Below are 25,885 nucleotides of genomic sequence, written 5' to 3'. Positions count from 1 at the left end.
TTCCCCCTTGCAGGGGGCAACGCCTGCGGCCCGGCAAAGCCGGTTCCGCGGCGTTCCTGGAATGGCCCCTTCAAGCAGCTTCTGACGATCTGGCCAAAACATGTTGACCATTCTTTTTGACGGTATTGCCTACGGCATGCTGCTGTTCATCCTTGCGGTGGGCCTGGCCGTGACCATGGGGCTGATGAATTTCATCAACCTGGCGCATGGCGCCTTTGCCATGGTGGGCGGTTACATCACGGTGTTGCTGATGCAACGCCTGGACGTGCCCTTTCTGTTGTGCCTGCCGATCGCTTTCATCGGTTCGGCGCTGATCGGTGGTGTGCTGGAGCGCACCTTGTACCGACCGCTGTACAACAAGCCACACCTGGACCAGGTGTTGTTTTCCATCGGCCTGGTCTTCATGGCCGTGGCCAGCGTGGACTATTTCATCGGCTCGACCCAGCAAATCATCCAGCTGCCCACCTGGCTCAAGGGCCGCACCGAAATCGGCAGCGGCGACTGGATATTGGGCATGGGGCATTACCGCCTGTTCATCATTGCCGTGTGCGCCGCACTGACGGTGGCGCTGCAGTATGTGTTGGCGCGCACACGTTTCGGCAGCCGGCTGCGTGCCTCGGTCGACGACCAGCGCGTGGCCGCGGGCCTGGGCATCAATGTCAATCTGGTGTTCCTCTCGACCTTTGCCTTCGGCTCTGGCCTGGCCGGCCTGGGCGGCGCGCTGGGGGCTGAGGTGCTGGGCCTGGACCCGACCTTTCCCCTGAAATTCATGATTTACTTTTTGATCGTGGTAGCCGTGGGTGGCACCTCGTCCATCACCGGCCCCTTGCTGGCGGCGCTGCCGCTGGGCATTGCCGACGTGGCGGGCAAATACTACATCCCCAAGCTGGGCGCTTTTATTGTTTACAGCCTGATGATTTTGATTCTGATCTGGCGTCCGCAAGGCCTGTTTGTGCGCAAGGGAGGCAAGTGAGATGACTGCTCAGCAATCCCTGCTTAACAAAAGCCGCTGGAAAGCCTGGGAGCCGCTGCTGTGGCTGCTGGCTTTTGCCGCACCTGTGGCCTTGCCCAGCCATGCCATGCTGATCAGCGAAATCGCCATCGTCGCGCTGTTTGCGATTTCGCTGGACCTGATCCTCGGTTACACCGGCATCGTCTCACTCGGCCACGCGGCCTTTTTTGGCCTGGGCGGCTATGCCGCGGCCCTGTTCGCCAAACTGGTCATGCCCGATCCGCTGGTCGGGCTGGCGGTGGGTATTGTGGTGGCCACCCTGATGGGGGCGCTGTTCTCGCTGACCATCATGCGCGGCAGTGACCTGACGCGGCTGATGGTGACCCTGGGTGCGGGCTTGATCCTGATGGAGCTGGCCAACAAGCTGGACTGGCTCACAGGCGGCGCCGATGGCCTGCAGGGCGTGGTCATGGGCCCGGTGCTGGGGCGTTTCGAGTTTGACCTGACTGGTCGCACGGCCGCTTATTACTCCCTGACCGTGCTGCTGATTTTCTTCTTGCTAATGCGCCGCATCGTGCATTCCCCGTTTGGCGCGACGCTGACGGCGATTCGCGACAACCGGCTGCGCGCCATGGCGATTGGGATTCCGGTGTCGTCGCGACTCGCCTTGTCGTACACCGTGGCGGCCGGTGTGGCCGGTGCCGCCGGCGCCTTGCTGACCCAGACCACGGGTTTTGCGTCGCTGGACCTGTTCGAGTTTCACCGCTCGGCGGACGTGATGCTGATGCTGGTGGTCGGTGGTGTTGGCTGGTTGTACGGCGGCATCGTCGGCGCCGTGGTGTTCAAGCTGATGCAGGACACTTTGTCCAACATCACGCCGCAATACTGGACGTTTTGGATAGGTTTGTTCCTGGTGGTGCTGGTGCTGGTCGGCCGTGAACGGTTGCTGCGGCCCTGGACCTGGTTCAACAAGCGGGGTGGCGCATGACCGCCCCGGTGCTGGAGGCCCGTGGCCTGGTGATGCGTTTTGGCGGCATCACGGCCACCAACCATGTGACGCTAAACCTGCAACCCGGCGCGCGCCACGCCTTGATCGGTCCCAACGGTGCGGGCAAAACCACCCTGATCAATTTGTTGACAGGGGTGTTGCAGCCGACCGAAGGGCAAATCATTCTGCTGGGTGAAGACATCACCCAACTCGCGCCGCACCAGCGTGTGCAGCGCGGCCTGGTGCGTACCTTTCAGATCAACCAGCTCTTCGATTCCTTGACACCGCTGCAGACACTGGCGCTGACCTTGTCTCAGCAGCGCGGCCTGGGCTTGCGCTGGTGGCAGGCGCTGGGCCGGAATCGGGCCGTGACCGAACGCTGCGAACAATTGCTGGAGCAATTTCACCTGACCGAGGTGATGAACCAGCCGACCCGCGAACTCGCCTACGGCAAGCGCCGTCTGCTGGAAATTGCGATTGCGCTGGCTTGCGAGCCGCGTGTGCTGTTGCTGGACGAACCGGTGGCCGGTGTGCCGGCCGGCCAGCGCGAAGAGTTGCTACAGACCGTCGCGGCCTTGCCGGCCGATGTGTCGGTGTTGCTGATCGAACATGACATGGACCTGGTTTTTAGTTTTGCCACACGCATGACGGTGCTGGTCAACGGCACGGTGCTCACCGAAGGTGACCCGGACCAGATCGCCAATGACCCGGAAGTCAAGGCGGTCTACCTGGGCCATGGCGAGGAGGCCCAATATGACTGAACTACTGAAGGTAGAAAATCTCAGCGCCGGTTACGGCGAAGCCGTGGTGCTCAACAACATTTCGCTGGCGCTGGATGAAGGCAAAACCCTGGCGCTGTTGGGCCGCAACGGCACCGGCAAAACCACTCTGATCAACACTCTGGCTGGCGCCACGCGCCAGCACGGCGGCAGCATCAGCCTGGGTGGCCTGGCCCTGCACAAGCGACCCTCCCATGAACGGGCGGCGGCCGGCATAGGCTGGGTGCCGCAAGAGCGCAACATCTTCAAGTCGTTGACGGTGCATGAAAACCTGACGGCGGTGGCGCGGCCTGGCCGCTGGACGCCAGCGCGTGTCTACGAGATGTTTCCACGCCTGGCCGAGCGCAAAACCAACCTGGGTACACAACTGTCGGGGGGCGAGCAGCAGATGCTGGCCGTGGGTCGCGCGCTGGTGCTGAACCCGCGCCTGTTGCTGCTGGACGAACCGCTGGAAGGCCTGGCGCCCATCATTGTGGAAGAACTGCTGCGCGCCATTCGCCGCATCACGCGCGACGAAGGCCTGTCGGCCATCATCGTTGAGCAGCATCCACAAGCCGTCCTGGCGATCTCGGACAGCGCGGTGGTGCTGGACCGCGGCACGGTGGTGCATGCCGGCTCGGCGCAGCAGTTGCGCGAGCAGCCGCAGTTGCTGGAGCATCTGCTGGGTGTTGCTCGCTGATTCTGTGTTGCTATTAAATTAGTAGCTACTTGCGCTCACCCCATAAGGGCTGTAGCCATATTTCTCTTATAAAAATGGCCACCAGCGCTCGGCACCCTCCCGCGCTGGTTATGCGTCTTTGTTCTGGCAGCTAGAGGGCTGGGTGGCTTACGCGGCGGCGCCGGCCGGGCCAGAATACCGCGATACCCCTAGAACAAGGACAATCCATGCGCCTTCCGCGCCTTGCCTGCAGCCTGCTGCTGGCCCTGATGGCGGTACATGCCGCCACGGCCCAGACTTTTCCCACCAAGCCGCTGCGCATTATTGTGCCTTTTGGTGCGGGTGGCGTCGCCGACCTGACGGCGCGCACCGTCGCCCAGAAGTTGGGTGAGTCGCTGGGCCAGCCGGTGGTCATCGACAACAAGCCGGGCGCCGGCGGTGTGGTGGCCGGGGACTTGGTGGCCAAGGCCGAGCCCGACGGCCACACCTTGCTGCTGATGTCCAACGGCACGGCGGTCAGTGCTGGCCTGTTCAAATCCCTGCCGTTCGACACCTTGCGCGACTTCGCGCCGGTCTCCACGCTAGGATTTTTTGACATCGCGCTGATCACGCCGATGAATTCGAAGTTCAAGACCCTGGCCGAGCTGCTGGCGTTTGCCCGGGCCAACCCGGGCAAGCTCAATGTCGGCACTATCAACGTCGGCAGCACGCAAAACCTGGCGGGCGAACTTTTCAAGACCAGCTCGGGTACCGACGTGCAGATCGTTCCTTTTAATGGCACGCCGGCCGTCATCACCGCACTGCGTGGTGGCCAGATCGATGCCGCCGTGGAGATTCTGGGGCCGGTGTTGCCGCAGATCCGAGCGCAAGCCTTGCGTGCGCTGGCGGTGACCGGCGAGAAACGTGCCGCCGTGTTGCCCGATGTGCCGACCGCCAGGGAAAGTGGTTTGCCCGGCTTTGTGGCGACAAGCTGGAACGCGCTGGCTGTGCCGGCCAGGACGCCAGCCGCCGTGATCGCGCGGCTGAACCGCGACATCGCCGCCGCCGTCAATACGCCTGAGGTGAAAAAGAAGCTGGCGGAACTGAATGTGGAAGCCCGCAGCGGTTCACCCGAACAGGCGGCCGCGCTGCTGGCCGGCGACACCAAACGCTGGGGCGAGGTCATCACCCGCGCCGGGATTCCCAAGCAATAGCGTCAAAGGCAGCGTGCCGCCGTGTCGCGCAGCAACTGCAAGGTGGTTTGTTGCGTCAGGGTCGAGGGCCGGCGTGAACTGATGGCCAGCGACACGGGGATACGCAGGGACGAGGCGCCAATTTGGCGCACCGAAAAGGCCGCGGGCTGGCTGAGATTCATCACGGCGTTGCGGGTGAGCACGGCGTAACCGGCGCCATCGGCGACCAGGGCCAGGATGGCGGCCACACCGTCAATCTCCAGCGCAATCACGGGCCGGCAACCCACGGCAGCCAGCGCGGACTCGACATGCATGCGAATGGCATTGGGCCGGCTGGGGATCACCAGCGGCAAAGCCGCCAGGGCTTGCAGCGTGACCGGTTCTGCCGAAGGCGTGTCCTGCATGCCTGGAGCACAGGCCTGCACCAGCACCAGTTCTTCTTCGGCCAGGGGGCTGAGCTCGATGTCGTTGCTGGGCTGGGTGTTGTACAAGACCGCGATATCGAGTCGGCCGTTGACCAGTTCATCCTGCAGCGCCACCGACAGCCCTTCGCTGATCGACAGCGTGGCCTCTGGCAACTGCTGGCGAAACGCGCGGGTCAAAGGCACCACCAGCGCCCGTGCCAAGCTGGGCGGTAGGCCGATAGCCACACGACCGTCGAGTGCGCCGCGCACACGACCCAGTTCTTCCCGTGCGCGCGCCACTTGGTGCAGGATGCCGCGCGCGTGGGCCAGCAGCAACTGCCCAGCTTCGGTCGGCAAAGCACCGCGGCCGTTGCGGGTCAAGAGGTTTTGGCGCAACTCGACTTCCAGCAGCCGCACCTGCCGGCTCAAGGCCGGCTGGGCGATGTCCAGGGCGATCGCGGCGCGGGTGAAGCTGCCCAGCTCGGCGACACGCACAAAATATTCGAGTTGCTTGAGGTCCATGGTGAAAGTTGATAACAGGGTGTCAATTATGCTGGCTTGTTATAGCTGATAGCGGGCAGAGCCGCTTGGCCGGAGAGCGCGTGCTGGGCACAATCGCCGCATGTTGCCGTATGCCCCACCTTCAGTCTTTCCCCCGCCCAGGAAGCAACGCCCATGACAGTGCCGATACGCGGGATTTCTTCCATGGCGACCCGCCAGTTGCTGGCCGAGTTGACAGCGACCTGGCAGCAGCGGACCGGCGACGTTGTCAGCATCGAGGCAGTCGGCGGGGTGGATGCCGCCCGGCGGGTTCAGGGAGGAGAAGCCTTCGACGTGGTGATCCTCGCGTCGGATGCCATTGACAGGTTGATGGCTGGCGGTCGTGTGCTTGCCGGCAGCCGGGTGGACCTGGTCCGTTCCGGGGTGGCCGTTTGTGTGCGGGCCGGTGCCTCGCGGCCGGACATCAGCACCGAAGAGGCTTTGCGGCGCGCCGTCCTGGCCGCGCGAAGCATAGGCTACTCCACCGGGCCCAGCGGTGTCGCCTTGATGAAACTTTTCGAGCGCTGGGGCATTGCCACGGAAGTGCTGCAGCGCAGCGTCCAGGCGCCGCCGGGCATACCGGTGGGCGCGCAGGTGGCGCGCGGTGAGGTGGCGTTGGGCTTTCAACAACTGAGTGAGTTGATGTCGCTCGACGGCATCAGCGTGATTGGCCTGTTGCCCGCGGCCGTGCAGATCACCACGATTTTTTCGGCCGGCCTGTGCCCCGCTTCTTCGCAAACAGATGCCGTGCGCCGGATGCTGGCCTTCATGGCCTCGCCCGAGACCATCGCCATCAAACGCCGCCACGGCATGGATGCCGCCTGAATTTTTTGCCCACGCGGCACTTTCACAAGGAAAACAATGAGCCTCATCATCGATTGCCACGGTCACTACACCACGGCCCCCAAGGCGCTGGAGACCTGGCGTAACCGGCAGATCGCCGGCATCAAGGTGCCGTCCATGATGCCCAAGGTCTCGGAGCTGAACATCAGCGACGACGAGTTGCGCGAATCGATAGAAAACAACCAGCTGCGCCTGATGAAGGAGCGCGGCAGTGACCTCACGCTGTTCTCGCCACGCGCCAGCTTCATGGCGCACCACATCGGCGACTTCAATGTGTCGGCCACCTGGGCCGCTATCTGCAACGAGTTGTGTTACCGCGTCAGCCAGCTCTTCCCCGATCATTTTGTGCCCGTGGCCATGTTGCCGCAGTCGCCCGGCGTCGATCCCGCCACCTGTATCCCCGAGCTGGAAAAGTGCGTCAAGCAATACGGCAATGTCGGCATCAATCTGAATCCCGATCCATCGGGCGGCCACTGGACCTCGCCGCCGCTGAGCGACAGGCACTGGTACCCGATTTACGAAAAAATGGTGGAGCACGACATTCCGGCGATGATCCACGTCAGCACCAGTTGCAACGCCTGTTTTCACACCACGGGCGCGCATTACCTGAACGCCGACACCACGGCCTTCATGCAGTGCCTGACCAGTGATTTGTTCAAGGACTTTCCGACCTTGCGTTTTCTGATTCCGCATGGCGGCGGGGCCGTGCCTTACCACTGGGGGCGGTTTCGCGGCCTGGCGCAAGAGCTGAAAAAACCGCTGCTGTCCGAACACCTGCTCAACAACATCTTTTTCGACACCTGTGTGTACCACCAGCCCGGCATTGATTTGCTCAACACCGTGATCCCGGTGAAAAACGTGTTGTTTGCCTCGGAAATGATAGGCGCGGTGCGTGGCATTGATCCCGAAACCGGCCACTACTACGACGACACCAAACGGTATATCGAGGCCAGCAAGATCCTCAGCGCCGATGACCGGCATCAGATTTATGAAGCCAACACCCGCCGCGTGTTCCCGCGCCTGGATGCGCAACTCAAAGCAAAAGGACGCTGACCATGTTTGAACTTGGCGTGGTTTACCGCAACATCACCCGTGCCGATCGCGCGGCCACGGACGCGCTGGCGTCGCTCGGCTCGGCCACGGTGCACGAAGCCATGGGCCGTGTCGGCCTGATGAAGCCTTTCATGCGGCCGATTTACCCGGGTGCCCAGGTCAGCGGCACGGCGGTCACGGTGTTGCTGCACCCGGGTGACAACTGGATGATGCATGTGGCGGCCGAGCAGATCCAGCCCGGCGACATCGTGGTCGCGGCCATCACGGCCGATTGCACCGATGGTTATTTCGGCGACCTGCTGGCCACCAGTTTTCAGGCGCGCGGCGCGCGTGGCCTGATCATCGACGCGGGTTGCCGCGATGTGAAGACGCTCAAGGCCATGAACTTTCCGGTCTGGAGCAAGGCTATCAGCGCCAAGGGCACGATCAAGGCCACCATCGGTTCGGTCAACATTCCCGTGGTCTGCGCCGGCATGTCCGTTCACCCCGGTGACGCGGTCGTGGCCGACGACGATGGCGTGGTGGTGGTGCCGCGGCACCTCGTGGCCCAGACCCTGGCCGCCGCTCAGCTACGGGAGGCCAACGAAGGCGCCAAGCGCGACAAGCTCGCTTCGGGCGTGCTGGGCCTGGACATGTACAACATGCGCAAGCCGCTGGCCAAGGCCGGCCTCAAATACATCGATTGAATGAATTGTTGTCATTGCGGACTCGATCCGCAATCCATGGTGGTGTGCCAGTACATCGTCATGGATGCCGGATCAGGTCCGGCATGACAGCGCTTTGAAAGACCTCAGTGATACCTCCAAGCCTGTCCCGCCGTCTCGGCCTTTCCTTGCTGCTCGCGGCCGCCTCCAGCCTGCTCGCCGCCTGCGCTGGTTTCGCACAGCCTGCAGATCCGGCGGTGCGCCAAGCGTTGGCACCCACGGGCGTATTGCGCGTCGGCGTCTATCCCGGCAGCCCCTCGTCCATGGTCACCAACCCCCAGACGGGCGAGACGGCCGGCGTCACCTACCAGCTCGGCCAGGCGTTGGCGCAGCGCATGGGCGTGCCGGTGCAGATCGTCGAATACGAGCGCCTCGCACTCGTGGTCGATGCGGTCAAGACCGGCGCGGTTGATTTGACCTTCACCAATGCCAGCGAGGCACGTGCGCGTGACATGAACTTCACGCCCATCCTGCTGCAGGTGGAACTGGGTTACCTGCTGCCCATGCAGTCGACTATCGCATCGGTTGCCGAGATGGACATGGACGGCCGCCGCCTGGGCGTGAGTCAGGGCAGCAGTTCGCAGGCGGCGCTCGCGCGCCTGTACAAGAACAAGGTCACGCTTGTTCCCGCCAATTCGCTCAAGCAGGCGCAGGACATGCTGCGCCGCGGTGAGGTGGAGGCGTTTGCCACCAACAAGGGCATCTTGAGCGAAATGCTCGACAGCCTGCCGGGCTTCAAGATCCTGCCGGGCAGCTGGGGCGTGGAGAACATGGCGATTGCCATCCCCAAGGGCCGCGAAGCGGGCATGCCCTATGTGCACCAGTTCGCGCAGGACATGCAATCGGGCGGACAGCTCCAGTCGTTCATAGCCAAGGCAGGCCTGCGCGGCACGCGCAAGCCGGATTGATCAAGAGACACACATGGACTTCACCGAGCCGCTGATCCGGCTGAAGCTTGGCTACCGCGTGCGCGTCGACTGACCTTCCCCCTATTTTTTCATTTAACAGGACATCACCATGAATACGTCACTTCTTCGCTCGGGCTTGTTCGGCCTGCTGGCCGCCACAGCCGCCGCCCTGCCGCTGCAGGTCGCTGCCCAGGCCTATCCTTCCAAACCCGTGAAAATTGTCGTTGGTTATTCCGCCGGCGGCGCGGTGGACATCGTGGCCCGCACCCTGGGTCAAAGCCTGGGCGGCAGCCTGGGCCAGCCCTTCATCGTCGACAACAAACCGGGTGCCGGCACCAACATCGCGGTCAAACAGGTCATCGATGCGCCAGCCGACGGTTACACCCTGATGCTGGCCGCCAATGCGCTGGCCGCCAATATGTCGCTGTACCAGCCCGCACCGTTTGACGCCGAGCGCGACCTGGTGGCGATTTCGCTGGTGGGCCGCGTGCCCGTCGTGATTGCAGCCAATATCAACGCACCGTATGCCAATATCGGCAAGCTGATCGAAGCAGCCAAGGCCAAACCCGGCTCACTCGCGTTTGCCAGCCCGGGCAACGGCTCGACACCGCACATGGCGGCCGAATTGTTCGCACGTGCGGCCGGTATGCAACTGCAACACATTCCCTACCGCGGCGGCGCGCAGGCGATCACCGACGTGATAGGCGGCCAGGTGCCGCTGCTGGCCATGAACGCGCTCGAGGTCAGCCCGCATGTGAAAAGTGGCAAGCTCAAGGTGCTGGCCGTGTTGAGCCCGAATCGTTCGGCGATATTCCCCGACGTGCCGACCATTGCCGAGTCGGGCTTTCCCGGCTTCGAGGCCTCGGTCTGGTACGCGCTGATGGCGCCGGCAGCCACACCCAAGCCCATCGTCACGCAGCTGCATGCCGAAGTCCAGAAAGCGCTGAAGACGCCTGAAGTACAGCAACGTATGACGGCTGTTGGCGGCGAGGTCTTGCCCGGCAGCATGGACATGGTCGCCAAACTGATCCGCAGCGAGCGCCAGCGTTACGAAAAACTGGTGCGCGAAGCCGGCATCAAACCGGACTAAAGGCTGGTTGTCGTGATGTTTCCCAAAACCCCTGGCTGGCTGGACTGGTACGCCGGCCCGACCAAGCCGCGTTTTATCTTGCCACCTGGCAGCGTGGACGCACATTGCCATGTGTTCGGCCCCGGCGCCGAGTTTCCCTACGCGCCCGAGCGCAAATACACGCCGTGTGATGCCAGCAAACAGCAGCTGTTTGCGCTGCGCGATCATTTGGGTTTTGACAAAAACGTGATTGTGCAGGCCACCTGCCACGGTGCGGACAACCGGGCCATGGTCGATGCCTGCCGTGCGTCCGGGGGCAGGGCGCGCGGCGTGGCCACGGTGCGCCGCAGTGTCACGGATGCGGAACTGCTGGACATGCATGGCGCCGGCGTGCGCGCCGTGCGTTTCAACTTCGTCAAACGCCTGGTGGACTTCACGCCCCGGGACGAGTTGATGGAAATCGCCGGCCGCATTGCGCCGCTGGGCTGGCATGTGGTGATTTATTTCGAGGCGGTGGATCTGCCCGAGTTATGGGACTTTTTCACTGCGCTGCCGACGACAGTGGTGGTGGACCACATGGGCCGGCCCGATGTGCGCCAAGGGGTGGACGGGCCGGAGTTTGCCTTGTTCATGCAACTCATGCGTGAACACGGCAACATCTGGAGCAAGGTCAGCTGTCCCGAACGTTTGTCCGTGACCGGGCCCCAGGCCCTGAACGGCGAACCGCAGCCTTACCGGGATGTGGTGCCGTTCGCCAGGCGTGTGGTCGAGACTTTTCCCGAGCGCGTGTTGTGGGGCACCGACTGGCCCCATCCCAACCTGAAGGACCACATGCCCGACGACGGCCTGCTGGTGGACTTCATCCCGCAGATTGCCAGCACACCGGCCTTGCAACACAAGCTGCTGGTGGACAACCCGACGCGGCTGTACTGGTCCTGATTCAGCCGCACCGCGCGGAGGTCAGTTGCTATTGTTTTAATAGCTTATTGCGCCCGTACCATAAGGGCTAGAGGCCTAAAAGGCTTGTAACTTGCGCTTTTCGGTGCCATGGAGCACTTGTGCCGGCAATCGCTGACCATGGCGACTGGTATTCATTGAGCGGGCTTGAACGTATATCTTTCCGCTGGCTGTTTGCTGCTGTGGCGTGCCTGACGCTGAAGCAAAATAAGGCCAACACCGGTCATCCGTGGCGAACGCTCAATTCAAGGGGCGTACGGCTCAGCTACCAGCGAGTCCCTTGGTTCTTGGTGGTGACATGGCGAGATCGGCCACTTCGGGATGGTGTGGACAAGCAGGCTGGTAGCGCAACCCAGTAGCATTGAGCTTTCACTAAGGAGTAAGCATGGGAAGAGTTATGACCATCCTTGCCGTCGTTGGCGTCCTGGCTGCGCTGTATTTTGCGTACCGGTACGGAGTTTTTTGAGGCGCTTCGCAAAGACAAAATCCAAGGGGCAATGACGGCCTTCCTGGGCCTCTGCCCGAATTGGGCCCCTAGCTTGGCGTGCGTGCTCTGCACAGCCTAGCTTGCGCTCAGATCTTGGGCGGCCAATTGTGCGTCTCTCCCTGGCATTTTTTGCACCAGGCGTAGAGCGCGTCATACATCACCATGCCATGCGCAAGCATTTCGTGGTCATTGCTGAAGTTTTGCGACAGGCCGAGCGACAAGGCGTACAAACCGGCCGACTGTGGCGTCAGCTCCAGCCGTGATGTGTCCGCGCCACGAACAATCAGGGCCAGTTGCTGCAATGCCGGCTCATGTAGCTCGTACTTCGAGAGAAAGGCGTCGAAGCTGCACAAGGCGCCAACGTGCGTCATCTCGACGCCGGGGATGTCGTAGGGAGTCGCACCTGTCTGTTTCGCTGTCTCCAGCACCTTGTCGGCCGGGACATACAGAAACTCCGGCGCCTTGTCGATGAAGCGTGCGATCAGCCACGGGCAGGCTATTCGGTCAATCTTGGGACGCTCGCGTGTGATCCATTTCATGAGGCAGCTCCTTTCGGTTCAAGGGCACGGCCGGCCGCTTGCCAGCCGTCAAAGCCGCCACGCAGATAGCGCGCGTGCAGACCCGCAGCCCTCAGCCGCAGCGCCGTTGCGCGCCCGACCTCGTGTCCGTAAACACAGTAGACGACGATGTCGCGGTCGGCTGGCAAGGTGTTGGCCCAACTGTCGACGGTGGCGGGGTCCTGCCAGCGGGCACCGGCAAGCCGCGTTGTCGCCGCCTCGAACACGGCTGCGCGGCGCACATCCAGCACCAGCGCGCCAGCGACTTCCTCATGCGTCGCTCCATAGGGTTCGCTGGCCCCGTGCACCGCGAGCTGATAACGTGCGTAGATCGCCTCCCAGTGGACGTTTTCCACGAAGGCATCGACGTAGTTGCCTGCCGCTGCGCCAAAATCCATGTGGTAGGAATGCTCGTACATGTCCAGCGCGAGGATGGGAACACCACCAGCCAGCGCCTGCGTGTGGTCTGCGGCCCATTGGTTCACAAGCGTTCCGTCACGCGGCTGGAACACGAGCAACACCCAGCCGGAGCCGCCACCAAGCGCCTTGCCCATGGCGACGAACTCATCACGCCAGCGGGCCAGGCTGCCGAAGCTGGCCTGCAATGCCAGCTCCATGGCCGGCGCCATCGTGTGCCCGTCGCCACCGAGGCTGCCGAAATAAAGCTCGTGAAGGAGCATGGAGTTGCTGGCAAGGAGTTCCTCACGTTTCAGACCATTGAGCAGAAAGCCGGGCGTGGTCGCCGGGGACAGCGCGCCCCACTGCGTGCGAATGGCGTTGAGGCGTTTGACGGCGCCAGCGTAATTGTTTTGATGGTGGCTTCGCAGCAGCTTCTCGGACAGGCCACGCAGCGCGGCGGGGTCAAAGGGCAGGTCCTGGATGCGATGTTCCATAACAATCTCCTCAGGAGAAAACAGGCCGCAGAAACGTCAGTGCCAGTCCTGCCAGGCCAGCAGCCAGGACGACGGGAATGACACCCACCTTGAAACGGAACAGCGCCACGGCCGCCGCCGCGCCTATGAATGCCGACGCCCACTCAAAATGCCCCGAGAGGCCTAGCGGCCAGAGCACGTGGTAGGCGAAGAACACCGCCAGGTTCACGATGACGCCGACCACGGCGGCCGTGATGCCGGTCAGCGGCGCTGTGAATTTCAGCTTGCCGTGCGTGGACTCGATAAAAGGTGCGCCCAGCAGGATGAAAAAGAAGGAGGGCAGGAAGGTGAAGAAGGTCACCACGGTCGCCGCGACTGCGCCTGACAGAAACAGCGACTCCGCGCCAAAGATGGCCTTGGTCCAGCCGCCGACAAAGCCGACGAAGGACACCACCATGATGAGCGGCCCGGGTGTCGTCTCGCCGAGCGCCAGGCCGTCTATCATTTGCGGCGCACTCAGCCACTGGTAGTGCTCGACTGCGCCCTGGAACACATAGGGCAACACGGCATAAGCGCCGCCGAAGGTCATCAGCGCGGCTTTGGTGAAGAACCAGCCCATCTGCGTCAACACCGCATCCCAGCCATAAAGCGCCATCAAAGCCCCCATGCCGGCCAACCACAGGGCAAGACACACGACAAGGACCCGGCTGAAACGCCGCCAGCTAAACAAGGCGTGTTCGGGTGTCGGGGTGTGGTCGTCGATGAGCGCAGGGCCGAGCGATTGGGTCGCCTTGCCGTGACCGCCGCCCGGGGAGAACTTGTCGGGCGCATAGCGGCCGCCCAGGTAACCGATGACGCCGGCCGCCAGCACGATGACCGGGAACGGCAACTGCAGCGCGAATATGGCGATAAAGGCCGCCACCGCGATGCCCCACAGCCAGGCGTTCTTCAAGGTCCGGGAGCCAATCCGGTAGGCCGCGTGCATGACCAGGGCCGTGACAGCCGGCTTGATGCCGTAGAAGACCCCGGCGATGGCGGGCACGTTGCCATAGGCCATGTAGACCCAGGACAAACCAATCAGGATAAAAAGCGAAGGCAGCACGAACAGCACGCCGGCAACGATGCCGCCCCAGGTGCGGTGCATCAGCCAGCCGATATAGGTCGCCAATTGCTGGGCTTCCGGGCCCGGCAGCAACATGCAGTAGTTCAAGGCATGCAGGAAGCGGCTCTCGGAAATCCAGCGGCGGCGCTCCACCAACTCCTCATGCATGATGGCTATCTGCCCAGCGGGGCCGCCGAAGCTGATGAAACCGAGCTTGAGCCAGTAGGCAAAGGCTTCGCCGAAGCTCAGGCGTTCGGGCGCCTCGGTGATGGTGTTCGTGGTCATTGGCGTGCCTTCATCGCTGCATACAAGGTGTCAAAAATGGGGAAAGAGGCGGCCAGCAAGGCATCGTCCTCCTTGTGCTGCGCTTGCAGGCCGCGCACCAGGGTCTCGACGCCGGCCGCCTCGTCGACGGGGATGCCGCCGACATCGATGTAGTGCACCAATTCGCCCAGGCGATGGATGCCGTTATCGCCGTCCAGGCCAAAGGTCTGCGCCACGACTTCGAACGTCACCTTGTCGCCCAAGTGGGTGAAGCGGGCATGGTCGAAATCGAAGCCCAGCGCTGTCTTCGGACATTTTGTCGGGTCATCCAGCCAGATGAATTGCGGCGATTTGTCGACAAAGCGCTGAATCAGCCAGGCGCTCGCCAGGCGGTCGACCCAGGGACGTTTTCGCGTCGCCCAGGTCCGACCCTGAAAATCTTCGATGGTTTGGCCTTGGATGGCTTCGGCGCGCGGCGTCGGCTCGCCGGGCGACAAATGCCGTTCGATTTCATGCCGCAGCGCCGTCAGTGCGGCACTGGCCTTTTCGGCGGGCTTCCCCGCAAAGAAGTCACTGGCCAGCACGACATGAAGCTGTTGCTCAAGCCCCCGCAGTGTCTTGTGGAGTTCGGCCTCGCTGGCACTTTTGAGGGTGCCCCGGGCTTCCTTGATGGACTGAAGCAGCTCGGCGTAGAGCTCGGAGCGGTCGAACAGCCCTCGAAACGTCGTCTCCTGCGCCTCGTCGCGCGCAGTGACGACAAGCATGTGGCCGTCGGCGCCGCTCTCCTGAATCAGCCGCTCAATGTCCCACAGCGCCTGGGCCGTAGGCGCAGTGGAGGGCAGCAGGTACACCCCATCCCGCAGCGTTCCGGCTCCGGTCGCTTTGAGGGCCCGCCATACCCTCACGCGAAGCGCGCTGGGATGGGTCGGGAGGGTCGCGGTCAAGATAAGCCATGAATTCATGTAGCAAATATCTCATAAAGTGATGATTGATACAAGAAAAGGAACACTAATTTTTTTCCACCCGTCTTTGCGGCTGTGCTTTACTTTCGTCATGTCGATTCGTTCTGCCACTCCCGCCCTGGCCGCAGCGCTGCTGTTTGGCGCCAGTACCCCGCTGGCCAAGTTGCTGGTCGGTGAGGTCGCGCCTTTGCTGCTGGCCGGACTGCTTTACCTGGGCAGTGGACTCGGCCTGTGTCTGTTGCTGGCGTTTCGCCACTTGAGGCGAGAAAAAGGCGAGCACGCGTCCGAGGCCCTGCGCATCCCCCGGGCCGAAATGCCCTGGCTCTTGGGCGCCATCGTGTTTGGCGGCGTGCTCGGCCCAGCGCTGCTGATGCTCGGGCTGACCCAGACCAGCGGGGCGTCAGCATCGCTGCTGCTGAACGTCGAGGGCGTGCTGACGGCTCTTATCGCTTGGTGGGTGTTCAAGGAGAACGCGGACCGTTCAATTGTGCTGGGCATGGTCGTCATCGTCCTCGGCGGTTTGCTGCTGTCCTGGGCGCCAGGTGGCGCGGCCTTCTCGTCCGGCGCATTGCTCATCTTCGGCGCGTGCCTGTGTTGGGCGATAGACAACAATCTGACCCGCAAGGTCTCGACGCACGATGCCATGCTGGTCGCCGGGCTGAAGGGGCTGTTGGCCGGAGTCAGCAATACAGCTCTTGCACTTCTCAGTGGCGCTTCGTTGCCATCGCTGACGACTCTGGGCGCCAGCCTGGTTGTGGGCTTTTTTGGGTACGGACTGAGCTTGATGCTGTTTGTGCTGGCCCTGCGGACGCTGGGCACAGCCAGGACGGGTGCCTATTTTTCGGTGGCGCCGTTGTTTGGCGTGGCCATTTCTTTGGTGCTGTGGCCCGACCTGCCTGGCCCACTCTTCTGGATGGCTGCCGCGCTGATGGCCCTTGGCGTCTGGTTGCACGTTCGAGAGCGACATGAGCACGAACACGCCCATGAACCGCTGGAGCACAGCCACAGGCATGCACATGACGCGCATCACCAACACGCGCATGCCTTTGCCTGGAAGGCTGCGGAAGCACACACGCATGCCCACCGGCATGAGGTGTTGATACACAAGCATCCGCACTATCCGGACATCCATCATCGGCATGGGCATGGGCATACACATCCGCCTTGAGAGGGTCTGAGTATTAACCGGGCTAGCCGCTCGTCGCCCGGCGATTTCCTGGCGTCGGCTTGCGGGAAAGGTGTACTTCCGTCTCCCTAAGGGGCAGTTCGGTTATCTCCGAAGCCGACATTCGGTGCTCAACACCAGTGAAGTGGTCCGCGTCTGCCGGAATGCTGTGCAATGATGACCAGCCTCTGCAGCACCTTCCATGAAAAAGGCCGCCGCCCGTCGAAACGGGTGGCGGCCTTTTGTTTGGCCTTGCAGCGCTTACTTCAATTTACAGCGTATCGATAAAGCTGCGCAGCTTGTCCGAACGCGAAGGGTGTTTGAGTTTGCGCAGCGCCTTGGCTTCGATCTGGCGGATACGTTCACGTGTCACGTCGAACTGCTTGCCGACTTCTTCCAGCGTGTGGTCGGTGGACATTTCGATACCGAAACGCATGCGCAGCACCTTGGCTTCGCGCGGTGTCAGGCTGTCGAGGATGTCTTTGACCACATCGCGCAGGCCGGCCTGCATCGCGGCTTCCAGCGGTGCGGTGTTGGCGCCGTCTTCGATGAAGTCGCCCAGGTGGCTGTCGTCATCGTCACCAATCGGTGTTTCCATGGAGATCGGCTCTTTGGCGATCTTCATGATCTTGCGGATCTTGTCTTCAGGGATTTCCATCTTTTCGGCCAGGATGCTGGCATCCGGCTCAAAGCCGAATTCCTGCAAATGCTGGCGCGACAAACGGTTCATCTTGTTGATGGTTTCGATCATGTGCACCGGGATACGGATGGTGCGGGCCTGGTCCGCGATCGAACGCGTGATGGCCTGACGAATCCACCAGGTGGCGTAGGTCGAGAATTTGTAGCCGCGGCGGTATTCGAACTTGTCCACGGCCTTCATCAAACCGATGTTGCCTTCCTGGATCAGATCCAGGAACTGCAAACCGCGGTTGGTGTACTTTTTCGCAATCGAGATCACCAGGCGCAAGTTGGCCTCGATCATCTCTTTCTTGGCGTCGCGCGAGTTGGACTCGCCTTCGTTCATGCGTTTGTTGATGTCCTTGAGCTGGGCCAGCGGCACCACCACGCGGGCTTGCAGTTCAGCCAGCTTGGTCTGCAGCTCCTGGATGGGCGGGATGTTGCGCGCCATCACGATGGACCAGGGCTTGCCGGAAGCAACTTGTTTTTCCACCCATTTCAGGTTCAGCAGGTTGGGCGGGAAATCCTTGATGAAGACTTCTTGCGGCATGCCGCATTTCTCGACAATGATCTTGCGCAGCTCGCGCTCCTTCTTGCGCACGTCCAGCACCTGGCCGCGCAACAGATCGCACAGCTTTTCAATGGTTTTGGCGGTGAAACGCACGGTCATCAGCTCGTCGCTCAGAGCTGTTTGCGCCTTGGTGTAAGCCGGTGTGCCGTAACCTTCCTTGTCGTAGGTCTTGTGGACCTTGTCGAACAGGATGGCAATGCTGTCGAAGCGGCTCAGCGCTTCTTTTTTCAGCTCTTCGAGTTTTTTGGTCAGGGCCTTGGAGCCACCTTTGCCGTCGTCGTCGTCTTCTTCGTCGAACTCATCAAAGTCTTCCTCGGCCACGTAATCGTCGGCTTCGTTGGCGATGGTGAAGCCGTCAACCACGGTGGAAATAACGACCTTGCCTTCGCGGATTTCTTCGCCCAGGCGCAGGATTTCAGCGATCGTGGCGGGGCTTTCGGAGATGGCCTCCATCATTTTCATGAGGCCGCCCTCGATACGCTTGGCGATCTCGATCTCGCCTTCACGTGTCAGCAGCTCGACCGTGCCCATTTCGCGCATGTACATGCGGACCGGGTCGGTGGTGCGGCCGAACTCGCTGTCGACGGTGGACAGTGCGGCTTCGGCGGCTTCTTCAGCCTCTTCTTCGGTGGAGCCGGCCGGCGCGTTGGCGGTGATCAGCAGGGTTTCCGCGTCAGGCGTCTGCTCGTACACAGCCACACCCAGATCGTTCAGGGTGACGATCACCGCGTCCAGCGTCTCGGCGTCGATCAGCTTGTCGGGCAGGTGATCGGAAATTTCGCCGTGGGTCAGGTAGCCGCGGGTTTTGCCCAGCTTGATCAGTGCCTTCAGGCGCATGCGGCGCTTGAGCATGTCTTCTTCGGACAGCACGGTTTCGTCCAGGCCGAATTCCTTCATCAAGGCGCGTTCTTTGGCCTTGCTGATTTTCATGCGCAGTGGTTTGACCTTTTCAGTCGTTTCCACCACGGGTTCGCCGACCAGATCGTCCTCGATGTCGGACATGTCTTCGTCGCCGTCACCCTTGATCGTGGCTTTGGGCTTGCGGCCGCGCTTGGCACCGGCAGCCGGGACGGCGCCTTCTACAGCGGCAGCCGGGTTTTTGGGCGGGCGGCCGGGTTTCTTTTTGGCAGGCGCGGCTGCGGCGAGCAGGGCGTTAGCGGCTTCGATGAGCTTGGCTTGGCTGGACTTGGGGGTCACGGTGAGGGCTTTCTTCGGGGGCTTGTCGGATTTCAGGGCCGCTTGGGGCGCCGTGGCTGGACGGCCGGGAGCTGGTTTGGATATGGCGGTTTTTCCGGGTTTTTCAAGCTTGCCGCCTTTGGCACTTGCTTTGGCAAGCGGCTTTCCAGAGGCCAGGGCCGCGGCCTTGGGTTTCACAACGGGCTTGGCGGACTTGTCGGACTGGTGAGCAGGCATGGCGAACTCCAGATGTCAAAACGTCGTATTCAAACAGGCTCCCGGCGCTTGAGGGCATCAAGGCACGGGCACAAAAAATGCCCGCGCCGTCAGGCTGGGCATTGTGGGCAAGCTGTTTGGGCGAACATTTGGTGTGCAGTCCTTGCGGGAAGGGGGCCCTGTTACCTGTTGGTCCCGATGTCGCGGGGGGCTGGTGCCGGAGGTGCTGCTGTCGCGCTTGCCGTAGCGGAAAAATCGGATTATACCCTGAAGCCTTGTTTTTCCGCGCCCGCCGGCCCCTTTTTTAGACGCTTTTAGGGCGTGCCAGCAACTCGCGGTAGGCCTGCATGGCGGCCGGGTCGGTGGCGGCTTTTTCCGCCAGTTCCTGCAGCATTTGCTGGCGTTTGAGCGCGCCCAGCTGCTGCACGATGCTGCGGACCTCGTTCCAGTCGACCTCGATGCCTTCGGGAATCTGCGCCAGTTGCTGCACCGCGTAATTTTCCTGCGGATGTTCGCGCAAACCTTCGCGCAGCGCCGCCCAGGGCTGTGGGCCGTGTTCATGCAGCTGACTTTCCAGCCAGACGAACAGCGGGCCGTGCGGCGCCGGCAGCTCCGACAGCAACACATGTTCCTCGTTGCTGAGTTTGTCCCAGCTTTGCGGCGCGGTCAGCATCAGGCGCAGCACCCGGTCTTCGCGGCTGGCGGGCAACATGCGCCCGGCGACGCGGCGCGGCGCACGGGGGGCGGACGCGTCCCGCCGGAAACTGCGGCCGGAGGAACTCCCGGAGGCGGGGGCGCTGGACGCGGCCGAAAACGAGGCGGCGTACGCGTCTTCGTCGTGCAAGTCGGCAAAATTGCCGGAAAACTCCTCGAAATGCTCCTCGGGCGCCGAATATTCGGGCTGTTTTGGCCTCTGGCCCTTGCTGGTCGGGCGTGAGTTGCTATTGTTTTTATAGCCAGTGGCGGCTGGCTGCCAAAGCTGCAGCAGCTCGCGGCTGTCGATCTGCACGTTGTCGGCGATCTCGGCCAGCAACTGGCGCTTGAGGGTGCCGTCGGGCAGCAAGCTCCACAGAGGACGCGCGTTGCTGGCCATGTGGGCGCGGCCTTCGGCGGTCTCCAGCTCGCAGCCTTCGCCGGCGGCTTCCAGCATGAATTTGCTCAAGGGCACGGCCTTGCTGACGTAGGCCGCAAAACCGTCCTTGCCGTGTTCGCGGATATAGCTGTCGGGGTCGTGTTCTTGCGGCAAAAACAAAAACTTGACGCTGCGCACGTCGGTGGCAAAGGGCAGGGCGGCGTCCAGCGCCTTGCGCGCGGCGCGACGGCCGGCGTTGTCGCCGTCAAAGCTGAAGACCACCGCATCGGTGAAACGAAACAGCTTTTGCACATGGTCGGCGGTACAGGCCGTGCCCAGGGTGGCGACGGCGTTGGCAAAACCCAGCTGGGCCAGCGCCACCACGTCCATGTAACCTTCGGTGACCAGCGCGTAGCCGTGTTCGCGCAGGGCGGTGCGCGCTTCGAACAGACCATAAAGTTCGCGGCCCTTGCTGAACACCGGGGTTTCCGGCGAATTCAGGTATTTGGGCTTTTCGTCGCCCAGCACCCGCCCGCCAAAACCAATACATTCGCCCTTGACGTTACGGATAGGGAACATCACCCGGTCGCGGAAGCGGTCGTAGCGTTTGGCTTCACCCTGCGCGTTTTCTTCACCGGGCTCGCCGGTGATGACCAGGCCGCTTTCGACCAGAAGTGCGTCGTTGTAGTCGGGGAAAACGCTGGCCAGCGCGCGCCAGCCTTCGGGCGCATAACCCAGGCCAAAGGTTTTGGCGACTTCACCGGACAGGCCGCGGCCCTTGAAATAATCAATCGCGCGCGGCGAGGTGCGCAAATTTTTGATGTAGGCGATGGCGGCTTTTTCCAGCACGCTGGTCAGCGTTGCCTGCTGCTCGCGCGCCTGCGCTGCCCGCGCCCGCTCCTGCGGCGACACATCGTCTTCGGGCACTTGCAGGCCGTATTGCTGGGCCAGGTCTTTCACGGCTTCGACAAACGTCATGCCGCCGTGTTCCATCAGAAAACTGATGGCATTGCCGTTTTTGCCGCAGCCAAAGCAGTGGTAGAACTGCTTGGACGGACTGACGCTGAACGAGGGTGATTTTTCGCCGTGAAAGGGGCACAGCCCCATGAAATTGGCGCCGCCTTTTTTGAGCTGCACATAACGACCGACGATGTCCACCACGTCGGCGCGCGCTAAAAGCTCCTGGATAAATGATTGAGGAATGGCCACACCTGTATTGTGCCTTCCTTGCCCCCACGCTCGCTCACTTCGCGTAGCTCCCTGCCCCCCGAGGGGGCTTCATTTTCCTTGGGGCGGCCCGGCGGAAAATGGATTGCCTCCTCTGTCGTTCGCCAAAATAAAAAATTGGCGACCTTGTTTTACAAGCAGCCTGGAGGCCAGTGCCCGGTTCTGCGGCTACCATGGCCCTTCAGACCTACCGGAGTGAATTGCCCATGCCCAGCATTTTTGACCAGGACCTGCCACGCACCGAGGCGAATTACGCTGCTTTGTCGCCGCTGTCTTTCATTGAACGCGCCGCCGAGGTTTACCCGCAGCGCACGGCGGTGGTGCATGGCGGTTTGCGCCGCAGCTGGTCTGAGGTGTTCATACGTTGCCGCCAGCTGGCCAGCGCGCTGGAGCGGCACGGCGTTGGCAAAGGCGACACGGTGGCCGTGATGTTGCCCAACACCCCACCCATGGTCGAAGCCCACTTCGGCATCCCGGTGACGGGCGCGGTGCTCAATGCGCTGAACACGCGGCTGGACGCAGAAACCATTGCTTTCATGCTGGACCATGGCGAGGCCAAAGTGGTGATCGTCGATCCGGAGTTTGTCACTGTCATGCAACAAGCCCTGGCTTTACGCCAGTCCACCGCGCCGCTGCTGGTGATTGATGTGGAGGATGCGATGTACACCGGGCCGGTGGTGCGTATCGGCAGCATCCGTTACGACGAATTTCTGGCCGACGGCGACGCGGCCTACGCCTGGAAACTGCCGGCCGACGAGTGGGATGCGATTGCGCTGAACTACACCAGCGGCACCACCGGTAATCCCAAGGGTGTGGTTTACCACCACCGCGGCGCGGCGCTCAACGCGGTCTCCAACATCCTCGAGTGGGACATGCCCAAACATGCGGTGTATTTGTGGACCCTGCCCATGTTTCACTGCAATGGCTGGTGTTTTCCGTGGACGGTGGCGGCGCGTGCCGGTGTCAACGTCTGCCTGCGCAAGGTCGAGGCGCAAGCTATTTTTGATGCGATCCGCCAGCACGGCGTGACCCATTATTGCGGCGCGCCCATCGTGCACGGCTTGCTGGTCAACGCGCCCGAGAGCATGAAACACGGCCTGCCCAGTGGCGTCAAGGCCATGGTGGCCGGCGCGGCGCCACCGGCGTCCATGATCGAAGGCATGGAGGCGCTGGGTTTTGATTTGACCCATGTCTACGGTCTGACCGAGGTGTATGGCCCGGCGACGGTGTGCGCCGCGCAGGACGGCTGGGAAAAGCTCGACATCGGCGAACGCGCCCGCCTGAATGCGCGTCAGGGCGTGCGTTACCATCTGGAGCGCGATGTGCGTGTGCTGGACCCGCAAACCATGCAACCGGTGCCCCTGGACGGCGAAACCATGGGTGAGATCATGTTCAAGGGCAATATCGCGATGAAGGGTTACCTGAAAAACGCCCAGGCCACCGAAGAGGCGTTTGCCGGGGGCTGGTTTCACAGTGGCGACCTGGCCGTGATGTACCCCGACGGCTACATGAAAATCAAGGACCGCAGCAAGGACGTGATCATTTCCGGCGGCGAAAACATCTCCTCCATTGAAGTGGAAGACGTGTTGTACCGCCACCCCGACGTGCTGGCCGCGGCCGTGGTGGCCAAGCCCGATCTACGCTGGGGCGAAACCCCGTGTGCGTTTGTCGAGTTGAAGGCCGGCGCAAGCACCACGCCCGAAGACATCGTGGCGCACTGCAAGAAACACCTGGCCGGTTTCAAGGTGCCGCGCTCTGTGGTGTTTGGCGAGCTGCCCAAAACCTCGACCGGCAAGATCCAGAAATTCGAGTTGCGCAAGCTGGCCGGCTCGGCGGTGGCGATTGATGTTTGACGGTCGCTGCGTTCTTCCCTTGGGTTGAGTTTTGGAGGCGTACACCTTGTCATTGAACTTTCTGGCGCAGGCCGACCCCTGGATCCAGGCCGCGGCCGGCCTGGTGCTGTTGCTGCTGCTGGCCACGGCCACGCGTCTGTTGGCCTTGTGGTTGTTCATGCCCGTGGTCAGACGGGTGCGTGCACGCGCGCAATCCAGGCTGACGGATGTGGTCCTGCATGACGAGGTGTTGCACCGCCTGGCGCGGATTCTGCCTTTGATCGTGGTGCGTGCGGGGGTGGACCAGGTGCCGCACCTGGACAGCACCTTTGCCACCGTGCTTGGCAACGTGGCCGTGGCCTTTGTGGCGATCCAGGTGGCGCGCGCACTGATGGCCATGCTGGATGCCGTGTTGCAGTTGCAGCAAGCCCAGGGACTGGACGGCTCCCAGGCGGCGGTGCAGAAGGCGCGTTCGATCAAAAGTTATGTGCAACTGGCCAAGTTGATGCTGATGCTGGCCGGTGTCATTGTGGCGGTGGCGTCCTTGCTGGACCGTTCGCCCATGATTGTGTTGTCCGGCCTGGGCGCCATGTCGGCGGTTCTGATGCTGGTGTTCAAGGACACCATCTTGTCGTTCACGGCCGGTGTGCTGCTCTCGTCCAACGACATGTTGCGCCTGGGCGACTGGATAGAAATGCCGCAGGTCGGCGCCGATGGCGATGTGGTGGACATTGCGCTGCACACCGTCAAGGTGCAGAACTGGGACAAAACCATCACCACCATTCCGACCTGGCGGCTGATGTCCGAAAGTTACAAGAACTGGCGCGGCATGAGTGAGTCGGGCGGGCGGCGCATCAAGCGCACTCTGCGGCTGGATGCCAGTTCGGTGCGTTTCCTGGACGAGGAGGAAATGACTTATTTCTCGCGCATCGGCCTGCTGCAGTCCTATATGGACGCCAAGATGGTGTCTGTGCGCGAGGCCAATGCCCAGGCGCGTGCCGAACTGGGTGACAAGGCCGAGTTGCTGGCCAACCAGCGGCGCCTGACCAATATCGGGACTTTTCGCGCCTACGTCGAGGCTTACCTGCGGGCCAACCCGGGCGTGCACAAGGGCATGACCTTGATGGTTCGTTCGCTGGAGCCCACGCCCGAAGGTGTGCCGCTGGAGTTGTATTGTTTTACCGCCACCACGGCCTGGGTGGCTTACGAAAGTGTGCAGGGCGATATTTTTGACCACCTGCTGGCGATTCTTCCCGAGTTTGGCCTGCGCCTCTACCAAAGCCCCAGCGGCAACGATTTGCGCGTGAGCCTGGCCCGGCGGGTGGACTGAGGCGGCCGCGCCGCGATGCCATTGGGCGTGTCATGGCGCCCGGAACGGCCTACAGTGAAGGCTCCGCTCCAGGAGAATCCCATGCTTCACTATTCCATCACGCGGCCAGGCGGCATTCTGCGGCTCAACCCCAGTACGCCCCTAAGTAAAGAAGACTTTGCCGGCCTCAGCGCTGACGTGGACGCCTATCTCGCCGAGAACGCCAAGCTGCACGGCGTCATGATTTACGCCAAGGGCTTTCCCGGCTGGGAAGACTTCGGGGGCTTCACCGCCCACATGCATTTCGTCCGCGAGCATCACAAGCAGGTCGAACGCATCGCCGTGGTCACGGACAGTCCGCTGGCCGGCATGGCGGAATTACTCGGCAAACACTTCACCTCGGCCGAAGTCAAACATTTCCCCTTTGCCGACGACGCGAAGGCGCTGGCGTGGCTGGAGGACGCCTGAGAGCTAAGCGGCGCTGCTTTTCCATGGCGGTTGCGATCAATCGAACGGGAACGCGATCGGTACGAACAGTTTGCTATAAAAAAAATAGCTTCTTGTGCCCGTCCTGTATGGAGAAAATCAGTTTTTCTCTTTCAATATGGGAGGCCCGGCAGCTGCCTAGTGGCCGAGGATTTTTGACAGAAAATCGCGGCCGCGATCCGTGCTGGGTGCGGCAAAGAAAGCCTCGGGCGTGTTCTCTTCAACAATCTGGCCTTCGTCCATGAAGATGACGCGGTCGGCCACCGCGCGCGCAAAACCCATCTCGTGTGTGACGCAGAGCATGGTCATGCCCTGCTCGGCGAGGCTGACGATCACGTCCAGCACTTCCTTGATCATTTCCGGGTCAAGCGCCGAGGTCGGCTCGTCAAACAGCATGATTTTTGGCGTGAGGCACAGCGAGCGGGCAATCGCCACCCGCTGCTGCTGGCCGCCTGAAAGCTGCAGCGGGTATTTATGGGCCTGCTCGGCAATACGCACGCGCTCCAGTTGCGCCATGGCGATCTGCTCAGCTTCTTTTTTCGGCAGGCCGGCCACCCAGATCGGTGCAAGTGTCAGGTTCTCCAGCACCGTCAGGTGCGGGAACAGGTTGAACTGCTGGAACACCATACCAACCTCACGGCGTACGGCTTCAATCGCCTTGAGGTTGTCGCCCAGCACGGTGCCGGCCACCGTCAAGGTGCCTTCCTGGTAGTCCTCCAGCGCATTGATGCAGCGGATCAGCGTGGACTTGCCCGAGCCGGAGGGCCCGCAGATCACGATGCGTTCGCCCGGCTGGACCGACAGGTTTATGTCGCGCAACACATGAAAGCTGCCAAACCATTTGTTGAGCTTGTCGAAACGGATGATGGGATTACTCACGTT

The 25,885-nt window shown here is 62.2% G+C and carries 23 protein-coding genes; 15 read left to right on the top strand and 8 right to left on the bottom strand.

Translation table 11 applies throughout. The annotated features are described in order from the left end of the window. Positions 1-100 precede the first annotated feature (100 nt). The 5 genes from R6254_RS05790 to R6254_RS05770 all read left to right on the top strand — a co-directional run bounded on the left by R6254_RS05790 (position 101) and on the right by R6254_RS05770 (position 4,570). Complete coding sequence (locus R6254_RS05790) at positions 101-973, top strand: branched-chain amino acid ABC transporter permease (protein ID WP_318405114.1); 873 nt, start codon at positions 101-103, stop codon at positions 971-973. A gap of 1 nt (position 974) precedes the next feature. After that, a complete protein-coding gene (locus R6254_RS05785) occupies positions 975-1,940 on the top strand; it encodes a branched-chain amino acid ABC transporter permease (protein WP_318405113.1) in 966 nt (321 codons plus the stop codon). Beyond that, positions 1,937-2,701 carry an ABC transporter ATP-binding protein gene (locus R6254_RS05780; protein WP_318405112.1) on the top strand — a complete coding sequence of 255 codons (765 nt, stop codon included), beginning with the start codon at positions 1,937-1,939 and terminating at the stop codon, positions 2,699-2,701. Before R6254_RS05785 ends, R6254_RS05780 begins: the two co-directional genes overlap by 4 nt. Further along, positions 2,694-3,398, top strand: coding sequence for an ABC transporter ATP-binding protein (locus tag R6254_RS05775; protein ID WP_318405111.1), 705 nt, complete (start codon positions 2,694-2,696; stop codon positions 3,396-3,398). The genes R6254_RS05780 and R6254_RS05775 overlap by 8 nt, the downstream gene beginning before the upstream one ends. A gap of 206 nt (positions 3,399-3,604) precedes the next feature. Beyond that, complete coding sequence (locus R6254_RS05770; RefSeq protein WP_412103110.1) at positions 3,605-4,570, top strand: Bug family tripartite tricarboxylate transporter substrate binding protein; 966 nt, start codon at positions 3,605-3,607, stop codon at positions 4,568-4,570. A 2-nt stretch (positions 4,571-4,572) separates the two neighbouring features. Here R6254_RS05770 and R6254_RS05765 read toward each other — a convergent pair whose 3' ends face one another. Further along, positions 4,573-5,475, bottom strand: a complete 903-nt coding sequence (locus R6254_RS05765; RefSeq protein ID WP_318405110.1) for a LysR substrate-binding domain-containing protein — start codon at positions 5,473-5,475, stop codon at positions 4,573-4,575. A 153-nt stretch (positions 5,476-5,628) separates the two neighbouring features. On the opposite strand from R6254_RS05765, the gene R6254_RS05760 reads away from it, so the two are divergent. From R6254_RS05760 to R6254_RS05735, 6 genes are all read left to right on the top strand, one after another. Beyond that, positions 5,629-6,318, top strand: coding sequence for a substrate-binding domain-containing protein (locus tag R6254_RS05760; RefSeq protein WP_318405109.1), 690 nt, complete (start codon positions 5,629-5,631; stop codon positions 6,316-6,318). A 36-nt stretch (positions 6,319-6,354) separates the two neighbouring features. Then, positions 6,355-7,389: an amidohydrolase family protein gene (locus R6254_RS05755; RefSeq protein WP_318405108.1), complete on the top strand. Its 1,035-nt coding sequence runs from the start codon at positions 6,355-6,357 to the stop codon at positions 7,387-7,389. Positions 7,390-7,391: 2 nt separating this feature from the next. Further along, positions 7,392-8,075, top strand: coding sequence for a 4-carboxy-4-hydroxy-2-oxoadipate aldolase/oxaloacetate decarboxylase (ligK, locus tag R6254_RS05750; RefSeq protein ID WP_318405107.1), 684 nt, complete (start codon positions 7,392-7,394; stop codon positions 8,073-8,075). Between the two features lie 107 nt (positions 8,076-8,182). Further along, positions 8,183-9,001, top strand: a complete 819-nt coding sequence (locus R6254_RS05745; RefSeq protein ID WP_318405106.1) for a transporter substrate-binding domain-containing protein — start codon at positions 8,183-8,185, stop codon at positions 8,999-9,001. Between the two features lie 109 nt (positions 9,002-9,110). After that, entirely contained in the window at positions 9,111-10,091 is a 981-nt protein-coding gene (locus R6254_RS05740) for a tripartite tricarboxylate transporter substrate binding protein (protein WP_318405105.1), read from the top strand. Between the two features lie 15 nt (positions 10,092-10,106). Beyond that, entirely contained in the window at positions 10,107-11,009 is a 903-nt protein-coding gene (locus tag R6254_RS05735; protein WP_318405104.1) for an amidohydrolase family protein, read from the top strand. A 591-nt stretch (positions 11,010-11,600) separates the two neighbouring features. Here the strand turns inward: R6254_RS05735 and R6254_RS05730 are convergent. The 4 genes from R6254_RS05730 to R6254_RS05715 are packed head-to-tail and all read right to left on the bottom strand — an operon-like array spanning position 11,601 to position 15,271. Continuing rightward, complete coding sequence (locus tag R6254_RS05730) at positions 11,601-12,053, bottom strand: chromate resistance protein ChrB domain-containing protein (RefSeq protein ID WP_318405102.1); 453 nt, start codon at positions 12,051-12,053, stop codon at positions 11,601-11,603. Then, the gene (locus R6254_RS05725; protein ID WP_318405101.1) at positions 12,050-12,964 is read right to left on the bottom strand and encodes a Fe-Mn family superoxide dismutase; all 915 of its coding nucleotides are present in this window, start codon (positions 12,962-12,964) and stop codon (positions 12,050-12,052) included. Before R6254_RS05725 ends, R6254_RS05730 begins: the two co-directional genes overlap by 4 nt. A gap of 10 nt (positions 12,965-12,974) precedes the next feature. Then, positions 12,975-14,330 (bottom strand): chromate efflux transporter, encoded by a 1,356-nt coding sequence (gene chrA, locus R6254_RS05720; RefSeq protein WP_318405099.1) that lies wholly within the window; start codon positions 14,328-14,330, stop codon positions 12,975-12,977. Then, positions 14,327-15,271, bottom strand: a complete 945-nt coding sequence (locus R6254_RS05715) for a chromate resistance protein ChrB domain-containing protein (RefSeq protein ID WP_318405097.1) — start codon at positions 15,269-15,271, stop codon at positions 14,327-14,329. Before R6254_RS05715 ends, chrA begins: the two co-directional genes overlap by 4 nt. A gap of 91 nt (positions 15,272-15,362) precedes the next feature. On the opposite strand from R6254_RS05715, the gene R6254_RS05710 reads away from it, so the two are divergent. Beyond that, on the top strand, positions 15,363-16,439 hold the full coding sequence (locus R6254_RS05710; RefSeq protein WP_318405222.1) for a DMT family transporter: 1,077 nt from the start codon (positions 15,363-15,365) through the stop codon (positions 16,437-16,439). Between the two features lie 268 nt (positions 16,440-16,707). On the opposite strand, the gene rpoD is transcribed toward R6254_RS05710, so the two are convergent. Then, on the bottom strand, positions 16,708-19,098 hold the full coding sequence (rpoD, locus tag R6254_RS05705; RefSeq protein ID WP_318405095.1) for an RNA polymerase sigma factor RpoD: 2,391 nt from the start codon (positions 19,096-19,098) through the stop codon (positions 16,708-16,710). A gap of 283 nt (positions 19,099-19,381) precedes the next feature. Continuing rightward, positions 19,382-21,358, bottom strand: a complete 1,977-nt coding sequence (gene dnaG / locus R6254_RS05700) for a DNA primase (protein WP_318405093.1) — start codon at positions 21,356-21,358, stop codon at positions 19,382-19,384. A 224-nt stretch (positions 21,359-21,582) separates the two neighbouring features. On the opposite strand from dnaG, the gene R6254_RS05695 reads away from it, so the two are divergent. The 3 genes from R6254_RS05695 to R6254_RS05685 all read left to right on the top strand — a co-directional run bounded on the left by R6254_RS05695 (position 21,583) and on the right by R6254_RS05685 (position 24,985). Further along, positions 21,583-23,229, top strand: coding sequence for an acyl-CoA synthetase (locus tag R6254_RS05695; RefSeq protein WP_318405091.1), 1,647 nt, complete (start codon positions 21,583-21,585; stop codon positions 23,227-23,229). 46 nt (positions 23,230-23,275) lie between these two features. Continuing rightward, positions 23,276-24,538 carry a mechanosensitive ion channel family protein gene (locus R6254_RS05690; protein WP_318405089.1) on the top strand — a complete coding sequence of 421 codons (1,263 nt, stop codon included), beginning with the start codon at positions 23,276-23,278 and terminating at the stop codon, positions 24,536-24,538. Between the two features lie 81 nt (positions 24,539-24,619). Next, complete coding sequence (locus R6254_RS05685; RefSeq protein WP_318405087.1) at positions 24,620-24,985, top strand: SpoIIAA family protein; 366 nt, start codon at positions 24,620-24,622, stop codon at positions 24,983-24,985. Positions 24,986-25,141: 156 nt separating this feature from the next. On the opposite strand, the gene R6254_RS05680 is transcribed toward R6254_RS05685, so the two are convergent. Further along, positions 25,142-25,882: an amino acid ABC transporter ATP-binding protein gene (locus tag R6254_RS05680; protein ID WP_318405085.1), complete on the bottom strand. Its 741-nt coding sequence runs from the start codon at positions 25,880-25,882 to the stop codon at positions 25,142-25,144. Positions 25,883-25,885 lie beyond the last annotated feature (3 nt).

The organism is Polaromonas potterensis (assembly GCF_033446725.1).
Lineage (GTDB): Bacteria > Pseudomonadota > Gammaproteobacteria > Burkholderiales > Burkholderiaceae_C > Polaromonas.
This window is presented reverse-complemented; position numbering and strand designations above follow the sequence as displayed.

What these genes read in the sequence shown, in the direction of transcription:
- R6254_RS05790 (WP_318405114.1), top strand. Translation starts at nt 101, where the DNA reads ATGTTGACCATTCTTTTTGACGGTATTGCCTACGGCATGCTGCTGTTC.
- R6254_RS05785 (WP_318405113.1), top strand. Translation starts at nt 975, where the DNA reads ATGACTGCTCAGCAATCCCTGCTTAACAAAAGCCGCTGGAAAGCCTGG.
- R6254_RS05780 (WP_318405112.1), top strand. Translation starts at nt 1,937, where the DNA reads ATGACCGCCCCGGTGCTGGAGGCCCGTGGCCTGGTGATGCGTTTTGGC.
- R6254_RS05775 (WP_318405111.1), top strand. Translation starts at nt 2,694, where the DNA reads ATGACTGAACTACTGAAGGTAGAAAATCTCAGCGCCGGTTACGGCGAA.
- R6254_RS05770 (WP_412103110.1), top strand. Translation starts at nt 3,605, where the DNA reads ATGCGCCTTCCGCGCCTTGCCTGCAGCCTGCTGCTGGCCCTGATGGCG.
- R6254_RS05765 (WP_318405110.1), bottom strand. Translation starts at nt 5,475, where the DNA reads ATGGACCTCAAGCAACTCGAATATTTTGTGCGTGTCGCCGAGCTGGGC.
- R6254_RS05760 (WP_318405109.1), top strand. Translation starts at nt 5,629, where the DNA reads ATGACAGTGCCGATACGCGGGATTTCTTCCATGGCGACCCGCCAGTTG.
- R6254_RS05755 (WP_318405108.1), top strand. Translation starts at nt 6,355, where the DNA reads ATGAGCCTCATCATCGATTGCCACGGTCACTACACCACGGCCCCCAAG.
- ligK (WP_318405107.1), top strand. Translation starts at nt 7,392, where the DNA reads ATGTTTGAACTTGGCGTGGTTTACCGCAACATCACCCGTGCCGATCGC.
- R6254_RS05740 (WP_318405105.1), top strand. Translation starts at nt 9,111, where the DNA reads ATGAATACGTCACTTCTTCGCTCGGGCTTGTTCGGCCTGCTGGCCGCC.
- R6254_RS05735 (WP_318405104.1), top strand. Translation starts at nt 10,107, where the DNA reads ATGTTTCCCAAAACCCCTGGCTGGCTGGACTGGTACGCCGGCCCGACC.
- R6254_RS05730 (WP_318405102.1), bottom strand. Translation starts at nt 12,053, where the DNA reads ATGAAATGGATCACACGCGAGCGTCCCAAGATTGACCGAATAGCCTGC.
- R6254_RS05725 (WP_318405101.1), bottom strand. Translation starts at nt 12,964, where the DNA reads ATGGAACATCGCATCCAGGACCTGCCCTTTGACCCCGCCGCGCTGCGT.
- chrA (WP_318405099.1), bottom strand. Translation starts at nt 14,330, where the DNA reads ATGACCACGAACACCATCACCGAGGCGCCCGAACGCCTGAGCTTCGGC.
- R6254_RS05715 (WP_318405097.1), bottom strand. Translation starts at nt 15,271, where the DNA reads ATGAATTCATGGCTTATCTTGACCGCGACCCTCCCGACCCATCCCAGC.
- R6254_RS05710 (WP_318405222.1), top strand. Translation starts at nt 15,363, where the DNA reads ATGTCGATTCGTTCTGCCACTCCCGCCCTGGCCGCAGCGCTGCTGTTT.
- rpoD (WP_318405095.1), bottom strand. Translation starts at nt 19,098, where the DNA reads ATGCCTGCTCACCAGTCCGACAAGTCCGCCAAGCCCGTTGTGAAACCC.
- R6254_RS05695 (WP_318405091.1), top strand. Translation starts at nt 21,583, where the DNA reads ATGCCCAGCATTTTTGACCAGGACCTGCCACGCACCGAGGCGAATTAC.
- R6254_RS05685 (WP_318405087.1), top strand. Translation starts at nt 24,620, where the DNA reads ATGCTTCACTATTCCATCACGCGGCCAGGCGGCATTCTGCGGCTCAAC.